The sequence below is a fragment of the Rhodococcus sp. Z13_19A genome, from assembly GCF_058133575.1.
Genome location: NZ_JBYUNN010000001.1, coordinates 949,527 through 971,128, shown reverse-complemented (window position 1 = coordinate 971,128; position 21,602 = coordinate 949,527). Strand labels below are relative to the sequence as shown.

At 72.3% G+C, this 21,602-nt stretch carries 17 protein-coding genes and 1 riboswitch; of the genes, 4 read left to right on the top strand and 13 right to left on the bottom strand.

Going from position 1 to position 21,602, the window contains the following annotated elements; all coding sequences use genetic code 11:
• Positions 1 to 33 precede the first annotated feature (33 nt).
• Positions 34 to 1,236, bottom strand: coding sequence for a PucR family transcriptional regulator (locus AC3YNX_RS04530; RefSeq protein WP_241249437.1), 1,203 nt, complete (start codon positions 1,234 to 1,236; stop codon positions 34 to 36).
• A gap of 3 nt (positions 1,237 to 1,239) precedes the next feature.
• The gene (locus tag AC3YNX_RS04525) at positions 1,240 to 1,650 is read right to left on the bottom strand and encodes an SdpI family protein (protein ID WP_489994725.1); all 411 of its coding nucleotides are present in this window, start codon (positions 1,648 to 1,650) and stop codon (positions 1,240 to 1,242) included.
• 70 nt (positions 1,651 to 1,720) lie between these two features.
• On the opposite strand from AC3YNX_RS04525, the gene leuS reads away from it, so the two are divergent.
• Complete coding sequence (gene leuS / locus AC3YNX_RS04520) at positions 1,721 to 4,567, top strand: leucine--tRNA ligase (protein ID WP_489994724.1); 2,847 nt, start codon at positions 1,721 to 1,723, stop codon at positions 4,565 to 4,567.
• A 19-nt stretch (positions 4,568 to 4,586) separates the two neighbouring features.
• Here the strand turns inward: leuS and AC3YNX_RS04515 are convergent, their stop codons facing one another.
• The 4 genes from AC3YNX_RS04515 to AC3YNX_RS04500 all read right to left on the bottom strand — a co-directional run bounded on the left by AC3YNX_RS04515 (position 4,587) and on the right by AC3YNX_RS04500 (position 10,745).
• Positions 4,587 to 5,288: an SDR family oxidoreductase gene (locus tag AC3YNX_RS04515; RefSeq protein WP_127784510.1), complete on the bottom strand. Its 702-nt coding sequence runs from the start codon at positions 5,286 to 5,288 to the stop codon at positions 4,587 to 4,589.
• Positions 5,289 to 5,298: 10 nt separating this feature from the next.
• A complete protein-coding gene (locus AC3YNX_RS04510; protein WP_127784509.1) occupies positions 5,299 to 6,204 on the bottom strand; it encodes an alpha/beta fold hydrolase in 906 nt (301 codons plus the stop codon).
• Between the two features lie 172 nt (positions 6,205 to 6,376).
• On the bottom strand, positions 6,377 to 7,552 hold the full coding sequence (locus AC3YNX_RS04505) for a hypothetical protein (protein WP_489994723.1): 1,176 nt from the start codon (positions 7,550 to 7,552) through the stop codon (positions 6,377 to 6,379).
• A gap of 208 nt (positions 7,553 to 7,760) precedes the next feature.
• The gene (locus tag AC3YNX_RS04500) at positions 7,761 to 10,745 is read right to left on the bottom strand and encodes an AMP-binding protein (protein WP_489994722.1); all 2,985 of its coding nucleotides are present in this window, start codon (positions 10,743 to 10,745) and stop codon (positions 7,761 to 7,763) included.
• Positions 10,746 to 10,858: 113 nt separating this feature from the next.
• On the opposite strand from AC3YNX_RS04500, the gene AC3YNX_RS04495 reads away from it, so the two are divergent.
• A complete protein-coding gene (locus AC3YNX_RS04495; RefSeq protein WP_489994721.1) occupies positions 10,859 to 11,626 on the top strand; it encodes a pirin family protein in 768 nt (255 codons plus the stop codon).
• A 62-nt stretch (positions 11,627 to 11,688) separates the two neighbouring features.
• Here AC3YNX_RS04495 and AC3YNX_RS04490 read toward each other — a convergent pair whose 3' ends face one another.
• A complete protein-coding gene (locus AC3YNX_RS04490; RefSeq protein WP_206518057.1) occupies positions 11,689 to 12,003 on the bottom strand; it encodes a DMT family transporter in 315 nt (104 codons plus the stop codon).
• An 11-nt stretch (positions 12,004 to 12,014) separates the two neighbouring features.
• Positions 12,015 to 12,080, bottom strand: a riboswitch (guanidine-III (ykkC-III) riboswitch).
• Positions 12,081 to 12,187: 107 nt separating this feature from the next.
• On the opposite strand from AC3YNX_RS04490, the gene AC3YNX_RS04485 reads away from it, so the two are divergent.
• Both AC3YNX_RS04485 and argJ read left to right on the top strand, forming a co-directional pair.
• Positions 12,188 to 12,970 (top strand): alpha/beta fold hydrolase, encoded by a 783-nt coding sequence (locus AC3YNX_RS04485; protein WP_127784504.1) that lies wholly within the window; start codon positions 12,188 to 12,190, stop codon positions 12,968 to 12,970.
• 34 nt (positions 12,971 to 13,004) lie between these two features.
• Complete coding sequence (gene argJ / locus AC3YNX_RS04480; protein ID WP_489994720.1) at positions 13,005 to 14,159, top strand: bifunctional glutamate N-acetyltransferase/amino-acid acetyltransferase ArgJ; 1,155 nt, start codon at positions 13,005 to 13,007, stop codon at positions 14,157 to 14,159.
• On the opposite strand, the gene AC3YNX_RS04475 is transcribed toward argJ, so the two are convergent.
• From AC3YNX_RS04475 to AC3YNX_RS04450, 6 genes are all read right to left on the bottom strand, one after another.
• Positions 14,156 to 14,746, bottom strand: coding sequence for a TetR/AcrR family transcriptional regulator (locus tag AC3YNX_RS04475; RefSeq protein ID WP_489994719.1), 591 nt, complete (start codon positions 14,744 to 14,746; stop codon positions 14,156 to 14,158). The genes argJ and AC3YNX_RS04475 overlap by 4 nt on opposite strands.
• Positions 14,743 to 16,221, bottom strand: coding sequence for an MFS transporter (locus AC3YNX_RS04470; protein ID WP_489994718.1), 1,479 nt, complete (start codon positions 16,219 to 16,221; stop codon positions 14,743 to 14,745). The genes AC3YNX_RS04475 and AC3YNX_RS04470 overlap by 4 nt, the downstream gene beginning before the upstream one ends.
• Before the next feature lie 184 nt (positions 16,222 to 16,405).
• Positions 16,406 to 18,058, bottom strand: a complete 1,653-nt coding sequence (locus AC3YNX_RS04465; RefSeq protein ID WP_489982264.1) for an acyl-CoA synthetase — start codon at positions 18,056 to 18,058, stop codon at positions 16,406 to 16,408.
• 50 nt (positions 18,059 to 18,108) lie between these two features.
• Positions 18,109 to 19,611 (bottom strand): carboxyl transferase domain-containing protein, encoded by a 1,503-nt coding sequence (locus tag AC3YNX_RS04460; protein WP_489994717.1) that lies wholly within the window; start codon positions 19,609 to 19,611, stop codon positions 18,109 to 18,111.
• A 125-nt stretch (positions 19,612 to 19,736) separates the two neighbouring features.
• Positions 19,737 to 20,828, bottom strand: coding sequence for an inositol-3-phosphate synthase (locus AC3YNX_RS04455; protein WP_127784497.1), 1,092 nt, complete (start codon positions 20,826 to 20,828; stop codon positions 19,737 to 19,739).
• Complete coding sequence (locus AC3YNX_RS04450) at positions 20,821 to 21,513, bottom strand: PadR family transcriptional regulator (protein ID WP_489982262.1); 693 nt, start codon at positions 21,511 to 21,513, stop codon at positions 20,821 to 20,823. The genes AC3YNX_RS04455 and AC3YNX_RS04450 overlap by 8 nt, the downstream gene beginning before the upstream one ends.
• Positions 21,514 to 21,602 lie beyond the last annotated feature (89 nt).

The window sequence follows — 21,602 nt, the reverse complement described above, 5'->3', positions numbered from 1 at the left end:
CAAGGGCCCTGAACGCCCCGCGGGAGAAGGGGGTCAGGGCAGGGGGACGTGCGGCCAGTCGAGGAGCTTGGCGCCCATGATGGCCACCTGCAGGGGGAACTGCTGCGACGGCTCGGTGGGGTCGTGGCCGGTGAGCTGCTGCACACGCTCCAGGCGGTAGGTCACCGCCCGCACCGACAGGTGCAGCCGGCGGGCGGTGAGGGCGGCGTTGCCACCGGAGCCGAAGTAGGCGGCCAGGGTGGCCAGCAGCGGCTCTGCCCCACCACGGGCCTCCAGCAGCGGGGTGAGCACGCTGCGCACCAGGTCGCTGATGGCCGGGCGGTCACGCAGCATCACGTGGTAGACCAGCATGTCCTTGGCGTCGACCACCGGGTCCTGCAGGTCCAGGCGCCCGGCTAGGTCGAGGGCGTCACGAGCCTCCTGGTAGGACGCCACCACCCCCTCGGCGCCCACCCCGGGACGGCCCACCCCGATCTGCCACGTCCGGGCGCGTGCCTCGGCCGCGTCGGGGCGCGGGCCCAGCCGCGAGGTGAGCTGGTGCATCACGTGGCTGACCGCATCCGGGTCGGGCGCCGGAAACACCACGATGAGGTGGCCCTCCTTGCTGGCCACCAGCGCGTCGGAGTCGCCCTTGCTGCCCAGCACGGCGCGCTCCAGCATGCCGATCAGCGGGGTGCCGTCGGAGAAGGGGCGCTCGGCGGCCACCACCGCCACCGCGTGCGGGCCGGACAGGTGCAGGCCGAACCCGGCGGCACGCTGCAGCACGCTGGCCACCCCGGCGCCACCGGTGAGCAGGTCGTCGATGAACTCCCGGCGGGCCGACTCCTCGCTGCGCACCAGCGTCCGCTGAGCCAGCTGGAACCCCTCGGCCAGCGCCGCCACCACGTCGTCCACCGCGCGCAGCATCACCTCGCCGGCCACCACCACCGCCTCCGGGTCACGGCGCGCGCCCACCACGGCGGGCAGGTGCCGCCACAGCCGCCAGGCCGCGGAGGAGTACAGGTCCAGCAGCGCGCGCAGGGCCACTCCCTGGCGGGCGGCGGTCTCCCCGAACGGTTGGTAGCCGGTGAGCTGGCGGCGGGTGAGCGGACGCCCGGACACCACGGCCGCGGTCACCACCGGCAGGAAGTCGCCCAGCAGCTCCACGGGCAGGCCACCGGCGTCCTCGGCGCCAGCGGCGGCCACCTCGGCCAGCACGCTCGCCGAGACCCCACCGTCCGGCCGCGTGCTGGTCACCGGCTAGCCCTGCCTGGCGTCCAGCAGCGAGCAGCCCGTGCACGACGCGCACTGCTCGGGAGCGCAGCTCGGGGCCGCCTCCGCGGCGCGGGCGCCCAGCGCGCCACCAGCACCCGCGGTCACCAGCGCGGCGGCCGCGGCCACCAGCACGGCCACCGGTCGCAGCCACCCGTCCAGGCCCAGCAGCGCGCCCGCGCCCACGGCGCAGAACGCGGCGGCGGCGAGCATCGGTGCTGCAGCCACCTTGTTGGCCACGCGGAAGGCGTCGTCGCTGGCCAGCGAGGCGGGGGTGCGCACGCCGGCCCACCGGTTGCGGGGCAGCCGCTGCAGCAGTCCGGCGAGCGCCACGGCCGCGAGGGCGAGGGCAGCCACGACGAGCAGCACGGCGAGGACGAGGGCGACGGTGTCGAGCACGGGACAAGGGTACGAGCACCCGCTGAGCAGGGCGGCAGGACCCTCTCGGCCGCCGACTACGCTGCTGACCGTGAGTACCGAAGAGATCCCCTCGTTCCGCTACACGGCCGAGCTGGCCGGTGAGCTGGAGCAGCGCTGGCAGACCCGCTGGGCCGAGCAGAACACCTTTGCCGCACCCAACCCGGTGGGCCCGCTGGCCGACGGGCCGGTGCCCGCGGACAAGCTCTTCGTGCAGGACATGTTCCCCTACCCCTCCGGCGCTGGCCTGCACGTCGGGCACCCGCTGGGGTTCATCGCCACCGACGTCTACGCCCGCTACCACCGCATGGTCGGGCGCAACGTGCTGCACACCATGGGCTTCGACGCCTTCGGCCTGCCGGCCGAGCAGTACGCGGTGCAGACGGGCACCCACCCGCGCACCACCACCGAGGCCAACATCGAGCGCTACCTGGCGCAGATCCGCCGGCTGGGCCTGGGCCACGACGAGCGCCGCCGGGTGGCCACCACCGACGTCGAGTTCTACAAGTGGACACAGTGGATCTTCCTGCAGATCCACGGCTCCTACTACGACACCGACGCCGACAAGGCCCGCCCGATCGCCGAGCTGGTGGCCCAGTACGAGGCGGGCACCCGCGAGCTGGCCGATGGCCGGGCGTGGGCGGAGCTCTCCCGCACCGAGCAGCGTCGCGTGGTCGACTCCCACCGCCTGGTGTACCTGTCGGAGTCGCCGGTGAACTGGTGCCCCGGCCTGGGCACGGTGCTGGCCAACGAGGAGGTCACCGCCGACGGGCGCAGCGACCGCGGCAACTTCCCGGTGTTCCGGCGCACCCTGCGCCAGTGGATGATGCGGATCACCGCCTACAACGACCGCCTCATCGACGACCTCGACCTGCTGGACTGGCCGGAGAAGGTCAAGACCATGCAGCGCAACTGGATCGGTCGGTCCCGCGGCGCGCAGGTCAGCTTCGCGGTGAGCCCCGCCGAGGTGGACGCGTCGGCCGAGGCCCCGGCGGTCGAGGTGTTCACCACCCGCCCGGACACCCTCTTCGGCGCCACCTACGTGGTGCTGGCCCCGGAGCACCCGCTGGTGGACCAGCTCACCGCCGCCGCCTGGCCGGAGGGGGTGGACGAGCGCTGGACCGGCGGCGCGCCCACGCCCGCCGAGGCGGTGGCCACCTACCGCAGCACCGCCGCGGCCAAGACCGACATGGAGCGCCAGGAGAACAAGCAGAAGACCGGGGTGTTCACCGGCTCCTACGCCACCAACCCGGTGAACGGGGCCCAGGTCCCGGTGTTCGTGGCTGACTACGTGCTGATGGGCTACGGCACTGGCGCCATCATGGCCGTGCCCGCCCAGGACTCCCGCGACTGGGACTTCGCCACCGCGTTCGGCCTGGACATCGTGCGCACCATCGCCCCGCCGGAGGGCTTCACCGACGGGGCCTACCTGGGCGACGGCGTGGCCATCAACAGCGGCTTCCTCGACGGCATGCGGGTGGAGGAGGCCAAGGCCACCATCATCGCGTGGCTGGAGGAGCGCGGACTGGGCCGCGGCACCGTGCAGTACAAGCTGCGCGACTGGCTCTTCGCCCGCCAGCGCTACTGGGGCGAGCCGTTCCCCATCGTCTTCGACGACGCCGGCGCGCCGGTGGCGCTGCCGGAGAGCATGCTGCCCGTCGAGCTGCCCGAGGTGGCCGACTACCAGCCGGTGAGCTTCGACCCCGAGGACGCCGAGTCCGAGCCGGCTCCGCCGCTGGCGAAGGCCAGTGACTGGCTGAACCTGGAGCTGGACCTGGGCGACGGGCTGCAGCACTACTCCCGCGACGCCAACGTCATGCCGCAGTGGGCGGGCAGCTCCTGGTACCAGCTGCGCTACATCGACCCCACCAACGACGAGCAGTTCTGCGCCCCGGAGAACGAGGCGTACTGGATGGGTCCGCGCCCCGACGTGCACGGCCCCAACGATCCCGGCGGGCTGGACCTGTACGTCGGTGGCGTGGAGCACGCGGTGCTGCACCTGCTCTACAGCCGGTTCTGGCACAAGGTGCTCCACGACCTGGGGCACGTGAGCTCGCTAGAGCCGTATCGGCGTCTCTACAACCAGGGCTACATTCAGGCACACGCCTATACCGACTCCCGGGGCGTCTACGTGCCCGCCGACGAGGTGACCGAGGCCGACGGCAAGTACTTCCACCAGGGCCAGGAGGTGAACCGCGAGTACGGGAAGATGGGCAAGAGCCTGAAGAACTCCGTCTCCCCGGACGAGATGGCCGACGCCTACGGCGCCGACACCCTGCGCGTGTACGAGATGTCCATGGGTCCGCTGGACACCTCCCGCCCCTGGGCCACCAAGGACGTGGTGGGCGCCTACCGCTTCCTGCAGCGGCTGTGGCGGTCGGTGGTGGACGAGAGCACCGGTGAGCTGCGCGTGGTGGACGACCAGCCGGGCGAGGAGACGCTGCGGCTGCTGCACAAGACCATCGCCGGGGTGTCCGAGGACTACGTGGCGCTGCGCAACAACACCGCCACCGCCAAGCTGATCGAGCTGACCAACCACCTCACCAAGGCCTACCCCGGTGGTGCGCCGCGCACGGTGGCCGAGGCCCTGGTGCTCATGGTCGCCCCGCTGGCCCCGCACCTGGCCGAGGAGCTGTGGCAGCGGCTGGGCCACGCCGAGTCGCTGGTCAAGGGCCCGTTCCCGACCGCGGACGAGCGTTGGCTGGTGGCCGACACCCTGGAGTACCCGGTGCAGGTGGGCGGCAAGGTTCGCTCGGTGATCACCGTGCCCGCCGACGCCGACAAGGACGCCGTGCTCGCCGCGGCCCTGGCCGACGAGAAGATCGCGGCGCTGGTGGACGGCAAGGAGCCGCGCAAGGTGATCTACGTGCCCGGCCGCCTGGTCAACGTCGTCCTGTAGCGCGGTGGTTCCCTAGCCGTCAGCGGGTGAGCGGGCGGAGCACCAGCTCGGTGTACTGCCCGTCCTCGCCGGCCAGCACGGCGGTGAGCACGGCGGAGGCCACCGACTCCGGGGTGAGGTACTTGTTCGGTTCGTACTCCCCGCCCTCGGTGCGCCGCAGCTCGCGCTGCATGTCGGTGTCCACCCGGCCCGGGTGCACCGAGGTGACGCGCACGCCGTTGTCGGCCTCCTCCGCGCGCAGCGAGTCGGCCAGCGCGCGCAGCGCGAACTTGCTGGCGGCGTAGGCGCTCCACCCGGGGTTGGCGTTGATCCCGGCGCCGGAGTTGATCATCACCACGTGCCCGCGGGCGCTGCGCAGCGCGGGCAGCAGCAGCCGGGTCAGCTCGGCCACGGCCACCACGTTGAGGTCGAGCATCGCCCGCCACTGCGCGGCGGAGGTGCTGGCCACCGGGCCGATGCCGCCCATGCCCGCGGAGTGCACCAGCACGTCCAGCGTCGCGACGTCGGCGCAGGCGGCGGCCAGGGCGTCGTCGTCGGTGATCTCCACCGGCCACGGCTGTGCGCCGGGGAGCTCCGCGGCCAGGCGCTCCAGGGCGGCCACGTCACGACCGCCCAGCAGCACGTCGTGAGTGGTGTGCAGCGCGCGGGCGGTGGCCGCACCGATGCCGCGGGTGGCGCCGGTGACGAGGGCGGTGGGACGGGTGCGTGCGGTGCTCGGCATGCGGCTGAGGCTACCGAGCGGGTGCGGCCGCCGTCCGGCTGGAGAAGTTCAGCAGCAGCTCGGCGACGCCGTCGGGAACCTCCAGCTGCGGGCAGTGGCCGAAGCCGGGCAGCACCACCAGCTCGCTGTCGGGCAGGGTGTCCATCAGCTCCTCGCTGCCACCCACCAGGGTGAGCCGGTCGCGGGAGCCCCAGATGGCCAGCACCGGGCAGTCCAGGGTGAGGGTGTCTGCGGCGGCCTTGATCTCCCGGATGATGGCCGGGCCCGCCCCGAGGATGCGCCGCACGTCGGCCCGCTGGCGGAACTGCTCGGCGTAGGCCTTCACCGCCTCGGCGTCGGCCAGCGCGTGGTTGCCGCAGGCCATCCGCGCGAAGGCCTTGCCCACCATCGCCTCCATCAGGCGGTTGGGCACGAACGGCACTCGCAGCAGGTTGGTGGCCAGGCCCGCGTGCTCGGCGTAGCGGATCAACCGGGAGTGGCCGAAGCCCGCCGGGGAGATGGCCACCACCCCGCCCAGCTCGCTGGTGACCGCGGCGGCGGTGCGCAGCGAGGCCAGCGCGCCCAGGCTGTTGCCCACCAGGATGGTGTCCGGGCCGCTGCGCTCGAGCAGCTCGGCCACGAACCCCTCGATCTGCGGGAGCATCGCCCCGGGCCGGGTGCGGTCGGCGCGGCCGTAGCCGGGCATGTCCACCGCGGTGGCCTGCTGCCCCCGCGCCGCCAGCTCCCGCATCACCGGTCGCCAGGTGTCGGCGGTGTCGGAGAAGCCGTGCAGCATCAGCATGGGCGGTCCGCCGCCGTCCACGGACAGGCTGCGGCTGCGAAAGCCGTTGGCCCGGACGCGGCGCTCGGTGATCACCGGAGTCCCGCGCACCACGGCGCAGGGGCGGTGGTCATGAAGCATGCTCGGCATCGCCATGGTGCGGTCTCCTCGAGTACGACAGTGGACTCCCACCGCAGCATGCCCCAGCGCGGCACCCCGGGCGAGATGGATTCCCGGACGCGTCAGGACCGTTGCGCCCCTGTGTCCCTTCCGAGTCCGAGTGTCCCTTCCGAGTCCGGCGGCTTCGGGGGGGCCGGTGCGCAGCTGCTCAGCCGGGCATGCGGTCGGCCACCTGGGCCTGGCGCTGGGCGATGCGCTGCGCCCACGCCTGCGGGGTGATGGCGTTGCGCTCGGCGTAGGGCAGGTGCTGTGCCACCTCGGCCACCGGCACGATCTCCATGGTGGGGCCGTCGGCGGCGGTCATCGGCCGCCCCACCCGGTGCCAGCGGAACTGCAGGTAGCCGCGCGAGTGGCCCAGCGTCTCCAGCCAGTTGGTCACGCCGGGGTTGCGCTCGCTCACCACCAGCCGCATGTTGCCGTCCGGGTCCACCTGACCCTGGGAGCGGTTGAGCGAGGTCTGGTGGTTGACGTAGTCCAGCGAGACGTACCAGAGGCTGCCCAGCTGGAAGCCCAGGTAGGGGGAGTCCTCCTCGCTGGGGACCGGGATGGTGATGATGATGGCCTGGTCCTCGGCGATGTCGTAGTGGCCCACCGAGGAGTACTGGGTGGTGAGGCCGCCCGGGGTGATGCGCGGCTCGGTGAGGGTGTTCACCGGCAGCTTGAGGTAGAACCACTCGGGGAACTGCAGCCAGGTCTTCACCCGGGTGACCAGGTCGCGGCCGGCCCGGTCGTAGCGGCGCTGGGCGGTGTCGCGGTCCAGCGGGGCCGGGGCGGTGCCGATGGCGTCGGCCCGCTGGATGCGGATGGTGCCGCGCTTCTCCGACCAGTCGTTGTAGACCTCGCGCACCACCAGCGTGGTCGAGCCCGGGGCCAGGGTGACGTAGTTGCGCCGCCCATTGGCGGGCTCGGGTCCGAAGCGGACCTCGAAGGTGCCGTCCGCGGCCACGTCGATCTCGCGGTCGTCGAAGGCGGCGGCGCTGCCGGGGACGTTGTCGTCGGTGTAGCCCCCGGCGATCACCTGAAAGGCCAGGTCCACCGTGGTCCCGCGCACGCCGGTGACCACGTACTCGGTGTCGGCGTGCACCCGGGTGCCGTAGTAGAAGGTGTCCGGGTTGTCCAGCCCCTGCTTGGTGTAGAGGCTCGTGCCCTCGGTGAACGTGGGGTGGGTCTTGTCGGTGGCCCAGGCGGAGTGGGTGGCGCCGAGGATGCACCCGGCCAGGTACTGGTAGCCCTCCACCAGGTCCTGCTCGCTGCGCACGTGCGGTGCGCTCTCGATGAGCTTCTCGGCCTCGGCGATGGCGGCGGTGTACGAGTCGGTCAGCACGAGGCGCTCCTGGGGTTCGCGGGCACGGGCTCAATAACTAGAAATCATTTCAGTGAGCATAGGTGCGCCCGCCGACGCCGGTCAACGATTCTCGTGCCCCGCGGGATCCTCACCCGCCTCGCCGAGGACCCGAGAATCGAGACGATCCACCTGCTGTAGTCGCCGTGCCGGCGTGCACCACCAGGGCAGCCGGGCTTTTCCGGTGTGCTCAGGCGGGGTCGCGAACCTCGGCGCGGCGCGCCGAGGCGGGCTTGCTGGCCGACAGCGTGCGGCGCCGGGCCGCGGTGAGGGGCACGTAGCCGTTCTTGCGGGGGTCGTGCCACCACGTGGTCGGGCCGGGCTTGGGCAGTCCGGCGGAGCGCAGCTCGGTGGTGTCCAGCCGGTAGACCGTGGTGGTGGGCACGGAGTCCACCACGTGCACCAGGTCGGGTCGCAGGTGCGGCGCCAGCGAGGACAGCGCGGCGGTGACGTCCTGGGTGGTGAGCTCGCGACCGTGGCGCAGCGTCACCGCGGCCACCGCGTAGACCTCGCCGTCCACCGGGGAGGGCACCGGGTAGGTGGCGCACAGGTCCACCCCCCAGGTGTCGCTGAGCGCGTACTGCACGGGCAGCTGGAACACCACGCCGTGCGAGGTGCGCATCAGGGTGGCGACGTTGTCCACCAGCCAGTGGTCGCCGTCGGCGTCCACCCAGAACAGGTCGCCGGTGGCGTGCCAGGCGTCTTCCCTGGCGAACACCCCCCGCAGCGGGCTGTCGGTGATGGCGTCCATGGCGTTGTCCGCCCGCGCCAGCAGCATGCCGATCTCGTCGGTGCTCGCCTGCCGGGCGTAGCCGCGCTCGTCCTCGATGAAGGCGTTGCGGTCCACGTCGTAGGCGGCCACGCGCAGCCGCGCGGTGCCGGGCAGGGCGCGGCCCATCGAGCCGGGCTTGGTGGCACGACGGTTGACCAGGATGGCCTCGCCCTCGGTGGTGGCGTAGAACTCCACCACCTTGGCCGGGGCGAAGCGCTCGGTGAGTCGGCGGGTGAGCCCCCGCGGGGCGCCGGAGCCGAGGAACAGCCGCACCGGGTGGTAGGCCTCCCCGGGCTGCACCGGCGCCTCCACCAGGGCGTGCAGCATGGTCCAGGTGTAGGACACCACGGTCACCCCGTAGCGGCGGACCTCCTCCCAGAAGGTGGCGGGGTCGAAGCCGGTGGTGAACGCGATCCGCGACCCGCTGGCCAGCGCCGCACCCAGGGTGGTCATCAGCCCCGACGGGTGGTGCAGCGGGGTGAGGCAGAACAGGGTGTCCACCGGCGACAGCGACGCCGAGGAGGCGGTGCCGAACGCCGACAGCGCCCACCGGTGGTTGGAGATGCGCCGCACCCGGGTCTGGGCCGGGCTGCCGGTGAACAGGATGAAGGCCAGGTCGGCGGCGCGCCCCAGGTTGGGCCGGTACCACGACGGCACGGTCACCGCCGCGGGGTCGATCCGCTCCATGTCGATCACGCCGTCCAGCTCGCGCGGGTCACCGCCGCCACCGAGCACGTACACCGGGCCGATCTCGGCCGCCACCGCGTGGCTGGCCAGCTCGGGGTCGGCGATCACCCGGGTGATCCCCCCCAGCTTCGCCTCCTTGGCGGTGTCGCCGTCGGGGCGCAGCATCACGGCCACGGCACCCACCCGGCTGAGGGCGGCCAGCACGGTGAAGGCGCTGGGGCGGGTCTCCATGAGCACACCGACGTGCTCGCCCTGGCGCACCCCGGTGCTGAGCAGGCCCCGCACGACGTTGTCGATGCGCTCCTTGACCTTGCCGTGGGTGTGCGCCCGGCCGGCGAACATGAAGCAGACGTCCTCGGGCGCGCGGTCGGCCTGCTCGTCCAGCAGCGAGGCCATCGAGATGCGGGTGCGCGGGGTGATCTGCTCGAGGCGGGCCAGGCGCGGCAGCTGGGAGAACGCCTCGCCACCGAGCTCGGCCACCAGCCGGGCACTGCGGGTGGCGGCGCTGACCAGCGACCGGGAGGTGCCCAGCCCCACGTCAGCGACCAGGTTCACGCCCTGGGTGAGCACCGACGGCCCGTGCGAGCGCGGGTTCTCCGAACCCAGCTCGGCCACCGCCTGCGGACGTGGACCCTGGCCGGCCAGCCAGTGCAGCCAGCCAGCCACGGTCGGCCACACCACGGTGTTGGACGCCGAGCCCACCACCAGGCCGAAGTGCCCGGCCCGGATGGGCATCTCGTGAACCTCGGCCTGGGGCGCGGCGTGGCCGATGGCCCGGCAGGCGGCGGCGGGTGCGATGGAGTCGGCGGTGCCGACCACCGCGAAGACGGGGCAGGTGATGTCGGCCAGGGTGACCGACTCCTCGTCGATGACGAAGCCGCCCTCCAGCATCCGGTTCTGCACCACGAACTGGGTGAGCAGCTCGGCCACGGCTGGACCCGACCAGGCGACGAAGCCCTCACCCCCGAGGAAGCGGCGCTGGCGCTCCCGGGGCAGCAGCGCCTCCTTGTCGTGCAGCTGCAGCACGAACTCCACCTGCGAGCGCACCGACTTGACCGGGTCGAGCAGCCGGAAGCCGGTGTTGGACAGCCACGCCGGGACCTGGTGGCGTGGGAAGACGTGCTCGGCCAGGAATCCGGCAGCGCGCAGGGTGAGGTCCTCGGGCAGGCCGAAGTGGTCGATGATCGGCCGGGTGTCCACCGCGCTGCCGAAGGTCACCACGCTGACCAGGTTCTTGCTGCGCCGGTAGGCGGCGGCCTGGTAGCAGAACATGCCGCCCTGGGAGTAGCCGGCGAGGGAGATGTCGTGGCCCACCGCCTCGCACACCAGGTCGACCGCCTCGTTGATGGCGAGGACGTGGTCGGTGAGGTTGCGCTCCAGGCCACCCTCCTCGCGGTCGGGTGCGCCGAAGTCGATCACCCAGGTGTCGATGCCCAGCGAGTCGAGCACGGTGACGGCGCTGGAGCTGTGCGAAACGTCGAAGACCCCGGCGTCGAGCATCATCGGCGGCACCAGCAGCACCACCGGACGGTCCCGTGCATCGTCGGCGGCGGGGAAGTAGTGGCGCAGCCGGAAGTTGCGGCGCTCGGTCACCACCTCGTAGGGCGCGGACTCGTCCTCGGTGTCCAGCCCGCCCAGGCGGAGCACCTCCAGGCCGTTGAGCACCGACGACCCCAACCGCCCCAGCGGCCCCCGCACCGCCTCAACCGGGTTCATGGCGCGTTCCTCCCCCTCGTCGCGCGGATGGTCGCGCGGATGCCTGTGCAGAGACTAGTCAGGACGGGCAGCGAGAATGGCGAGGGCAGAGTCGACTGACGGGAGAACGTGGCGTGGCTACCGACATTCGCCGGGCGCAGGACCGCCTGCACACCAAGATCGACTGGTTGGACTCCCGGCACTCCTTCTCCTTCGGCTCGCACTACGACCCGGACAACACCCACTTCGGTCTCCTGCTGGTGAACAACGACGACACGGTCGCTGCGGGTGCGGGTTTCGACACGCATCCGCACCGGGACATGGAAATCGTCACCTGGGTGCTGAGCGGTTCCCTGGTGCACCAGGACTCCGAGGGCCACAACGGGGTGATCTACCCGGGACTGGCGCAGCGGATGAGCGCGGGAACCGGGATCCAGCACTCGGAGAAGAACGACTCCTGGCGGCTCACCGGCGCGGCCGAGCACCACGAGCCGGTGCACCTCGTGCAGATGTGGGTGCCACCGGACGAGCCCGGCCTGCCTCCGGGCTACGAACAGCTGGAGGTCGGCGACGAGCTCGCCCGCGGCGGGCTGGTGCCGCTGGCGTCGGGAATGACCAAGCACCGCGGTGCTGCGGCCATCCGGATCAACCAGCGCCACGCCGCCCTGCACGTGGCGCGGCTCGCCCCTGGCGCCCAGGTGGAGCTGCCGGCAGCGGTGTTCGCGCACCTGTTCGTGGCGGCCGGCGAGGTGGCGCTGGAGGACGGGACGGAGGGCGCGCCGAACCTGGTGGCCGGCGACGCGGCCCGGGTGACCGGCAGCGAGGGGCAGCGGGTGGGGGCCGGCGGCTCCGGTGCCGAGGTCCTGGTGTGGGAGATGCACACCAGGATGGGCGACCTGTGAGGGGTGGTGCAGCCGATGAGGCCGGGTCAGCTGATGAGGCCGGGTCAGCTGATGAGGCCGGCTCAGCTGATGAGGCGCAGCCCGATGACGCAGCCGACGATGCCCAGCAGCAGCAGGATCCGCATCGGCGAGGCCGCCTCGGTGCCGGTCGCCATCGCGTAGGCCACGGTGAGGACCGCACCGATGCCCACCCACACCGCGTAGCCCGTGCCCACCGGCAGCTCCCGCAGCGCGTACGCCAGCCCGCCCATGCTGGCCACCAGCGCCACCGCGAACACCATCGTGGGCACCGGCCGCGTCAAGCCGTCCGAGCGCCCCAGCGCCGACGCCCACACCGCTTCCAGCACGCCCGACAGGACGAGAACGAGCCAGGACACCACGACCTCCATGCGCGCCGTCTTGTCGCTGTCCGGGTACGGCGGTGCTCGTCCGGTGAGCCGGGTGGACCCGCCTCCTTTGTCCCACAGGTGTCACAGCCGAGGCAAGCTGCTCCCCGACCCCGCTGCCCGGACCCGCGCGAGCCTTGGCGCACAGCACGTTTGGACCAGGCAGGATGAGCTCATGCAGCTTGCCTACGAGGTTCACGGTCGCGGCCCCACCCTGGTGCTGGTGCACGGGTTGACCCACCGTCGCCAGGCGTGGGACCCGGTGCTGCCCGAGCTGGTCCAGCGTCGTCGCGTGGTCACCGTCGACCTGCCCGGCCACGGCGACTCCCCGCTGGTGCCCCCGGGCACCAAGGACGTGCACAGGGTGATCCTGGACGCGGTGGACGGGATGCTCGACGAGCTGGCCCCGGACGAGGCGCGGCCGCACGTCGCGGGCAACTCGCTGGGCGGCTGGGTGGCGCTGCAGCTGGCCGCCCGCGGCCGCGTCGCCTCGGCGACGGCGCTGTCGCCCGCCGGCTTCGGCACCAGCCGCGCCGACCGGCTGCTCACCAAGGTGGTCTTCCGCGGCTCCCGGAGCCTGGCCCGGGCGAACGGGGAGCGGCTGCCGGCGATGCTGCGCAACCCGCTGCTGCGCTCGGTGAGCCTGGCGCCGTTCTTCGGCAAGCCCTGGCGGGTGGACCCGGCGGCCGCGCTGGCGGACGCCCACGCCCTGATGAGCAACGGCGTGGTGGACCAGATCCTGGACCAGGGGTTCCCGGACGAGGACCTCACCGCCCCGGAGGTGCCGGTGACCATCGCGTGGGGACGCCGTGACCTGCTGCTGCCGGTCCACCAGGTGCGTGCTGCTCGCCGCCGCTACCCGCAGGCCAAGGTGGTGGTGCTGCCTGGGCTCGGCCACGTGCCCATGTCCGACGACCCGGTGCGGGTGGGCATGGCGCTGCTGGCCGGAAGTGCCTGACGGGCCGGCTGCCCCGACTGCAAGACTGGGGACCATGACTGCGACACCGGGGCCCCAGGGTTACTACGTGCACACCGCAGAGGTGGGGGTGGGCAACGACGGCCGCGCCGACCTCGCTGTCGCCGTCTCCCAGACCGACACCGTGTGCAGCGCCGTCTACACCCGCTCGCGCTTCGCCGGGCCCAGCGTGCTGCTGAGCAAGACCGTGGGGGCTGACGCCCGGGGCGTGGTGGTGGTCTCCCGCAACGCCAACGTGGCCACCGGGGTGCAGGGCGTGACCGACGCGATGGAGGTCCGCCGGCTGGTGGCCGAGGCCGTGCAGGCCGACGCCGAGCAGCTGCTGGTGGCCTCCACCGGCGTCATCGGCCGGACCTACCCGATGGACGCCATCCGCGGGAACATCGCCGCCTGGCCCACGCCGCCGCAGCCGTCCACCTGGGACGACTTCGCCACCGCGATCATGACCACCGACACGGTGCCCAAGATCGTCAGCCGCACCGTCGGCGACGCGACGGTACTGGGGGTCGCCAAGGGCGTCGGCATGATCGAGCCGAACATGGCCACCCTGCTCACCTTCTTCTTCACCGACGCCGAGATCGGTGCTGCCGAGCTGGACGAGGTGTTCCGCGCCGTGGTGGCCACCACCTTCAACGCGCTGAGCATCGACACCGACACCTCCACCAGCGACACCGCGGCCGTGTTCGCCAACGGTGCTGCCGGCCCGGTGGACCGCGGCGAGCTGCAGGACGCGCTGCACGCCGTGGCCCTGGAGCTGGTCACCATGATCGCCCGGGACGGCGAGGGCTCGTCCAAGCTGATCGAGGTGACGGTGACCGGTGCCCGCGACGACGCCCAGGCCAAGCGGCTGGCCAAGTCGATCGTGAACTCGCCGCTGGTGAAGACGATGGTGCACGGCGCCGACCCCAACTGGGGGCGGGTGGTGATGGCCGTCGGCAAGTGCGAGGACGACACCGACATCGACTCCGACAACGTCACCGTGTCGCTGTGCGGGCAGCACGTGTACCCGCACCTGCTCGACGCGGCGCAGCTGGCGGAGCTCAGCGAGGTGATGCGCGGGGACACCGTCACCATCGAGGTGGGCCTGGGCATCGAGGACGGCAGCTTCACCGTGTACGGCTGTGACCTCACCCGCGGCTACATCGACATCAACGCCGACTACACCACCTAGCCGGTCGGTCCGGTGTGGTCGATGAGGGCCTGGACGGCGGGTCCGTACATCGCCACCACCTCCTCGATGGGCATCAGCGCGTCCCCGGGCCGCCGGAACACCTCGGTGACCAGGCTCAGGCCCAGCAGCTGCGCGCCCACCAGCACCGCGCGGGCCCTGGCCTGACCCCCGGGCAGGCGCGCGCCGAGCACGTCGGCGAAGTCCTCCACGATCACCGTCCGCAACCGCGACATCCCCAGCTCGGTGGACTGGGAGTGCAGCAGCGCCAGCAGGCTCTCGCCGCTCTGCCCGGACCGCAGCTCCACGATGGCGCGCCGGACCAGCTCCGGGCCGAGCCGGTCCAGCGGCACGTCGGTGACGTCGCCGAAGTGCGGTCGCGGACCCAGCGCCTCGACGAAGAGCCGCTCCTTGCTGTCGAAGTAGCGGATCACCAGTGCCGGGTTCACCCCGACGTCGCCGGCGACCTGCCGCAGCGTGGTACCGCCGTAGCCCTGCTCGGCGAACCGGGCCCGGGCGGCGGTGAGCAGCTCCTCGCGGGTGGCCGCAGCGTCGCGGCGCCGCGGCGGCGTGCTGGTGTGGGTGCTCATCGGGGGGTGCGTCCTGCTCCCGCCGCGGCGCGGGCGTACACCGGCGGCGGGCCGGCGGCCGTGGGGCGGGGCAGACCCACCAGCACCACCACGCAGGCCACCGCGCAGCACACCCCGGAGATCGCGAACGCCAGGGTGAAGCCGCTCTCCGCGGGGATGGCCGGCACCCCGGCCGGGGTGCCCGCCACGTGCCGGGCGGCGAGGATGGTGGCCACCGCAGCCCCGGCGATCGCGCTGCCCACCGAGCGGGAGATGGAGTTGAGGCCGTTGGCGATGCCGGTGTGGGTCTGCGGCACGGCTGCCACGATGAGCGCGGGCATCGCCGCGAACGCCAGCGCCACGGCCACCGAGGTCAGCATGCCCGCGACGATGATCTCCCAGGGGTGATCGTGCGAGGCGGCGAACCACGCGAAGCTGACCGTGCCGATGCCGGTGCCCACCGCGAGCACCACCCGGCCGCCGAAGCGGTGCACCAGCCGTCCGCCGATCGGGGCGGCGACCACCCCCAGCAGCGCACCCGGCAGCAGGTAGGCCACCGACGCGCGCAGCACCGAGGCGCTGAAGCCGTACCCGGCGAGGCCCTCCGGGACCTGCACGAAGCTCGAGGTGCCGAGGAACTGGCCGAACATGGCGAACCCCAGCAGCATGCCGGCGATGTTGGTGGCCAGCACCGGCCGGTGCACGAACATGCCGATGTCCACCAGCGGGTCGTCGACCCGCCGCTCCACGGCCACCCACACCGCGGCCATCACCGCGCTGCCCAGCAGGCACCCGATGGTCAGCGGCGAGGTCCAGCCCCACGAGCTGCCCTGCGACAGCGGCATCAACAGCAGCGCGAGGGTGGCACCGAGGGTGAGCGCGCCCAGCACGTCGGTGCGCCCCCGCGTGGTGGTCTGCGGGTCGGGCACCAGCAGGAACACCCCGACCAGCGCCACCGCGGAGAGGGCGAAGGCCAGCCAGAACACCCGGTGGTAGCTGCCGCCACCGGTGGTGAGCAGCCCGGTCGCGACCAGTCCGGCGCCGCCGCCGATGGACAGGGTGGCGCTGACCACGGCCATGCTGGTTGGCAGCTTGTCGGCGTCCACCTCGTCGCGCAGCACGCTGATGGCCAGCGGGAAGATGCCCGCCGCCGCGCCCTGCAGCACCCGGGCGACGATCAGCAGCGCCAGCGAGGTGGTGGTGGCGGCCAGCAGCGACCCGGCGAGCATGAGCACCAGGCAGCCCAGCAGCACCTTGCGCTTGCCGTGCTGGTCGCCGTAGCGGCCGAGCAGCGGGGTCATCACCGCCGCGGCCAGCAGGTTGGCGGTGACCACCCAGCTGATGCCCCCGGCCGAGGTGCCCAGCGTGGACTGCATCAGCCCGAGGATGGGGACCACCAGGGTCTGCAGCATGGCGACGGTCATGCCGGCCAGGGCGAGGCCCAGCAGGATGGTCCAGGACGGCCGGCCGGTGCGGCTGGGCAGAGGTCTGAGCACGGGACACCGTTCTGGCTGGGCGCGAGAGGCCTCGCAGGTCGTCAAGCGTTGACCTCCCACGCTAGAGCGGCCCCGACACACATGTCAACGACGGGTTACTTGCCGGGAGCACCGAGCCCGGCCACGCCGGCACGTGCTGGGCCAGGCTGGGCGGCGTCCAGGCCTGCCCACCGGGCGCGCTTGGTCAGCTCGACGCCCGGTGCGCGCTGGTGGGGCTGGCGGGGGCGGAGCGGTGCGCGGGCTCGTCGGCCTCGGTCAGTGTGCGGGCCCACCGGTAGTCGGGCTTGCCGGCGGGTGAGCGGCGGATCTCGTCGGCGAACCACAGCGCCCTGGGCACCTTGTAGCCGGCGATCATGGTGCGCACGTGGGCGTCGAGCTCGGCCAGGGTGACGCCAGCGCCGGGCCGGCGGGCGACCACCGCGGCCACGGCGGTGCCCATCCGCTCGTCGGGAACCCCCACCACCAGGGCGTCCAGCACCGCCGGGTGCGACTTCAGCGCGCCCTCCACCTCCTCGGGGAAGACCTTCTCGCCGCCGGTGTTGATGGACACCGACCCGCGGCCGAGCATGGTGACCGTGCCGTCGGCCTCCACCCGGGCGTAGTCGCCGGGGATGGAGTAGCGCACGCCGTTGAGCTCGCGGAAGGTCTCGGCGGTCTTCACCGGGTCGTTGTAGTAGCCCAGGGGGAGGTAGCCGCTGCGGGCGAGCATGCCGATCTGCCCGGAGCCCGGCTGCACCGGGACCCCGTGCTCGTCCAGGACCTGGGTGGAGGAGTCGATCTTGACCACCGGCCCCGCCGACCCGGCGGTGTCGGCGGAGACCACGCCCATGCCGCTGAACCCGGTCTCGGAGGAGCCGATGGAGTCGGTGATGAAGGCGTGGGGCAGGGCCTCGAGGTACTGCCGCTTGACGCTGGGTGAGAACAGCGCCGCGGTGCTGGTCAGCGCCACGACCGAGGAGGTGTCGTAGCGGCCGGAGAGCAACCCGTCCATCATCGGTCGCGCCATCGCGTCGCCGGTGATGAACAGGACGTTCACCTGGTGCTTCTCCACGATCTGCCAGGTGCGCTCCCCGTCGAAGTCCGGGTACACCACGGCCTTGCCGCCGGTGAACAGGCTCTGCAGCACCGCCCACTGCGAGCCGCCGTGGATGAACGGCGGGATGGGGAAGCGGGTGGCCTGCGGGCTCTCCGCGCCGGTGCGGGCCTGTTCCCACTCGTCGGCCAGGTGCTCGCCGGTGAGGAAGCTGATGCCCCCGCCCAGCACCCGCCACACGTCCTCCTGGCGCCACATCACGCCCTTGGGCATGCCCGTGGTGCCGCCGGTGTAGATCATGTAGATGTCCTCGCCGGAGCGTTCGCCGAAGTCGCGCTCGGGCGAGGCCTGCCCCAGCGCCGCCTCGAGCTCGAGCGCACCGAGCGCGGTCAGGTCAGCGCTGCTGCCGTCCTCGACGGCGACGAAGCTGCGCAGCCGGGGGCAGCGCGAGGCCACTGCGGCGACCTTGTCGGTGTACTGGCGCTCGTGGATGAGCGCGACCATGTCGGAGTTGGTGAACAGGTACTCCAGCTCGGGCTCGGCGTAGCGGAAGTTCACGTTCACCATCACCGCGCGGGCCTTGAAGATGGCCACCATCGCCTCGACGCACTCGATGGTGTTGCGGCTGTACAGGCCGACCTTGTCGCCGGGCTGCACGCCCTGGGCCAGCAGGTGGTGGGCCAGCCGGTTGCTGCGGTCCTCCAGCTCGGCGTAGGTGCGGGAGCGCTCCCCTGACTCCAGGGCCACCCGCTCCGGGACGAGGTCGATGCAGTGCTCGATGAGGTCAGCGATGTTGAGGGCCACGTGGCTGAACCTAGAAGGTGATCTGCGTCACCACAAGGTCTTCGCGGCAGTCAGCCCGGCAGCCCCAGCGTGCGGTAGCGCTTCCAGCGGGCGGCCAGTCGCTCCTCGGTGCCCGCACCCAGCACCGCGGCCAGCTCCTGCGACAGCGTCGCCCCCATCCGGGTGCAGAACGCCTCGCTCTCCTCGGCCGCGTCCGGGTGCTCCACCACGATCCGGTCCACGATGCCGGCCGCGGCCAGGTCGGCCGAGCGGACCCCCTGCTCGGCGGCCATCTGCGGCGCCTTCTCCGCGGTGCGGTGCACGATGGCGCTGGCTCCCTCCGGCGGCAGCGGGGACAGCCAGCCGTGCTGGGCGGCGACCACCCGGTCGGCGGGCAGCAGGGCCAGCGCGGCGCCGCCGCTGCCCTGGCCCAGCAGCACCGACACGGTGGGCGAGCGAGTGGTGATGAGGTCGGCCAGGCAGCGGGCGATCTCCCCGGCGAGGCCGCCCTCCTCCGCGGCCGGCGACAGCGCCGCCCCCGCGGTGTCGATCACGGTGACCAGCGGCAGGCCCAGCTCCTCGGCCAGCCGCATGCCGCGGCGGGCGGTGCGCAGCGCGGCCGGGCCCAGCGGGTCGGCGGTGGTCTGGCGGGCCCGGTCCTGGCCCAGCACCACGCAGGGAGCACCGCTGAAGCGGGCCAGCGCCAGCAGCAGCGACGGGTCGGACTCGCCCTCCCCGGTGCCGTTGAGGGGCACCACGTCGGTGGCCGCGTGGCGCAGCAGCGCCCGGACCCCGGGCCGGCGCTCGTCGCGGGAGCGGATGACCGACTCCCACGCCTCGACGTCGGGCACGTCCTCGTCGGGCACCCTGGGCACCTCGAGGCGGCGCGGGGCCATCAGCACCGCCAGCGCCCGGTCGATCAGCCCGGCCAGGCCCTCGGCGGGGATCACGCCGTCCAGCAGGCCGCAGCGGTGCAGGTTCTCCGCCGTCTGCACGCCCTCGGGGAAGGGAGCGTCGTAGAGCGCCTCGTACACCCGGGGGCCGAGGAAGCCGACCAGGGCCTGCGGCTGGGCGATGGTGACGTGGCCGAGCGAGCCCCACGAGGCGAACACCCCACCGGTGGTGGGGTGACGCAGGTAGACCAGGTAGGGCAGTCCGGCGGCCTTGTGGGCGGTGATGGCGGCGGTGATCTTGACCATCTGCAGGAAGGCGATGGTGCCCTCCTGCATGCGGGTGCCCCCGGAGGCGGTGGTGGCCAGCAGCGGCAGGCCCTCGGCGGTGGCGCGCTCCACGGCGCTGACCAGGCGCTCGGCCGCGGCGACCCCGATGGAGCCGGCCAGGAAGCTGAAGTCGCAGCCGATGAGCGCCACGGGGCGCCCGCGCACCAGCCCCTTGCCGGTGAGCACCGACTCGTCCAGCCCGGAGCGCTCGCGCGCCTTGGTCAGGGCAGCGTCGTAGCTGGTGCTGCCGGGCACCGGGACGAGTGGCTGGTCCCAGGACTCGAAGGTCCCGTCGTCGACCACGGTCTCCAGCAGCTGCAGCACGCTCGGGCGGTCGGGGGCCTCATCGGTCATGGGCGGTCATCTTTCCCTACGCCGGAGTCGTTCGTTACCAACACCTTTGGGAAAAAGCACGGCGCCCGCCCCACCGAGGTGGGACGGGCGCGCACTGGTGCGGGGGGAGGTGGGAGCCGGCTGGCTCAGGCCTCGCCCTCGCCGGCGATGAACGCCTCCAGCTGGGTGCGGGCGACGTCGTCGGCCAGCTGGCGCGGCGGCGACTTCATCAGGTAGCTGGCGGCGGCGAAGACGGGGCCACCCACGCCGCGGTCCTTGGCGATCTTGGCCGCGCGCACGGCGTCGATGATGATGCCGGCGGAGTTGGGCGAGTCCCAGACCTCGAGCTTGTACTCCAGGCTCAGCGGCACGTCACCGAAGGCGCGACCCTCGAGGCGGACGTAGGCCCACTTGCGGTCGTCGAGCCACGCCACGTAGTCGGACGGGCCGATGTGGACGTTGTTGGCGCCCATGTCGCGGGTCAGGTTGCTGGTGACGGCCTGGGTCTTGGAGATCTTCTTGGACTCCAGGCGGTCGCGCTCGAGCATGTTCTTGAAGTCCATGTTGCCGCCGACGTTGAGCTGCATGGTGCGGTCCAGCTGCACGCCGCGGTCCTCGAACAGCTTGGCGAGCACGCGGTGGGTGATGGTGGCGCCGACCTGGCTCTTGATGTCGTCACCCACGATCGGCACACCGGCGTCGACGAACTTCTGCGCCCACACCGGGTCAGAGGCGATGAACACCGGCAGGGCGTTGACGAACGCCACGCCTGCGTCGATGGCGGCCTGGGCGTAGTGCTTGGCCGCGGCCTCGGAGCCCACCGGCAGGTAGCAGACCAGGACGTCGACCTCGGCCTCGCGCAGCGCCGCCGCGACGTCGACGGCCTCGGCGTCGGACTCGGTGATGGTCTCGGCGTAGTAGCGGCCGATGCCGTCCAGCGTCGGGCCGCGCTGCACGACGATCCCGGTGGGCTCGACGTCGGCGATCTTGATGGTGTTGTTCTCGCTCGAGACGATGGCCTCGTTGAGGTCGAAGCCGACCTTCTTGGCGTCCACGTCGAACGCGGCGACGAACTCCACGTCGCGGACGTGGTACGGGCCGAAGCGCACGTGCATCAGCCCGGGCACCGTGGTGTCCTCGGGGGCGTCGCGGTAGTACTGCACGCCCTGTACCAGGGACGAGGCGCAGTTGCCCACGCCCACGATTGCCACGCGCACGCTGGTGCGATTCTCAGCCATGGTCGGCCTCTCCTCTGTTGGTTCGACTATCGGTCTGGGTGCTGCGGTGAGCAGCGGGTCTTGCCGTGGTGCTCTCGAGGGGGCTCGAGGTCGGCTCCGTGGAGCCTCCCGTGGTCGTGCTGTCCTCGCTGGTGCGTTCCCCCGTGGTGCTGTCCCCGGTGGTGGCTTCGCCCTCTGCCACGATCAGCTCGTTGAGCCAGCGAACCTCGCGCTCGCTGGTCTCCAACCCGAGTCGGTGCAGCTGGTGGGTGTAGCGGTCGATCTGCTCGCCGGCCCGGCCCATCGAGGTGCGCAGTCCCTCACGGCGCTCCTCCACCTGCCGGCGGCGGCCCTCGAGGATCCGCATGCGGGCCTCGGCCGGGGTGCGGCTGAAGAACGCCAGGTGCACCCCGAAGCCGTCGTCGGTGTAGGTCTGCGGCCCGGTGTCGGCCACCAGCTCGGCGAAGCGCTCCTTGCCGGCGACGGTCAGCTGGTACACCCGACGGGCGCGCCGCTTGGTGCCGGTGCCGTCTGGGTCGGCCTCCTCGGTGATCAACCCGTCGGCCTGCATGCGTCGCAGCGTCGGGTAGAGCGAGCCGTAGGAGAAGGCACGAAAGGCGCCGAGCAGACCGGTCAGTCGCTTGCGCAGCTCGTAGCCGTGCATCGGTGCCTCGTGGAGCAGACCGAGCACAGCGAGCTCAAGCATGGTCCACCTCCTCGAAACGTTTGCGATGCAGTCACTGACTATATCGCGCCGATACATTGAGCGCGCGCCGCGGGCCGGTGTCCGCAGGT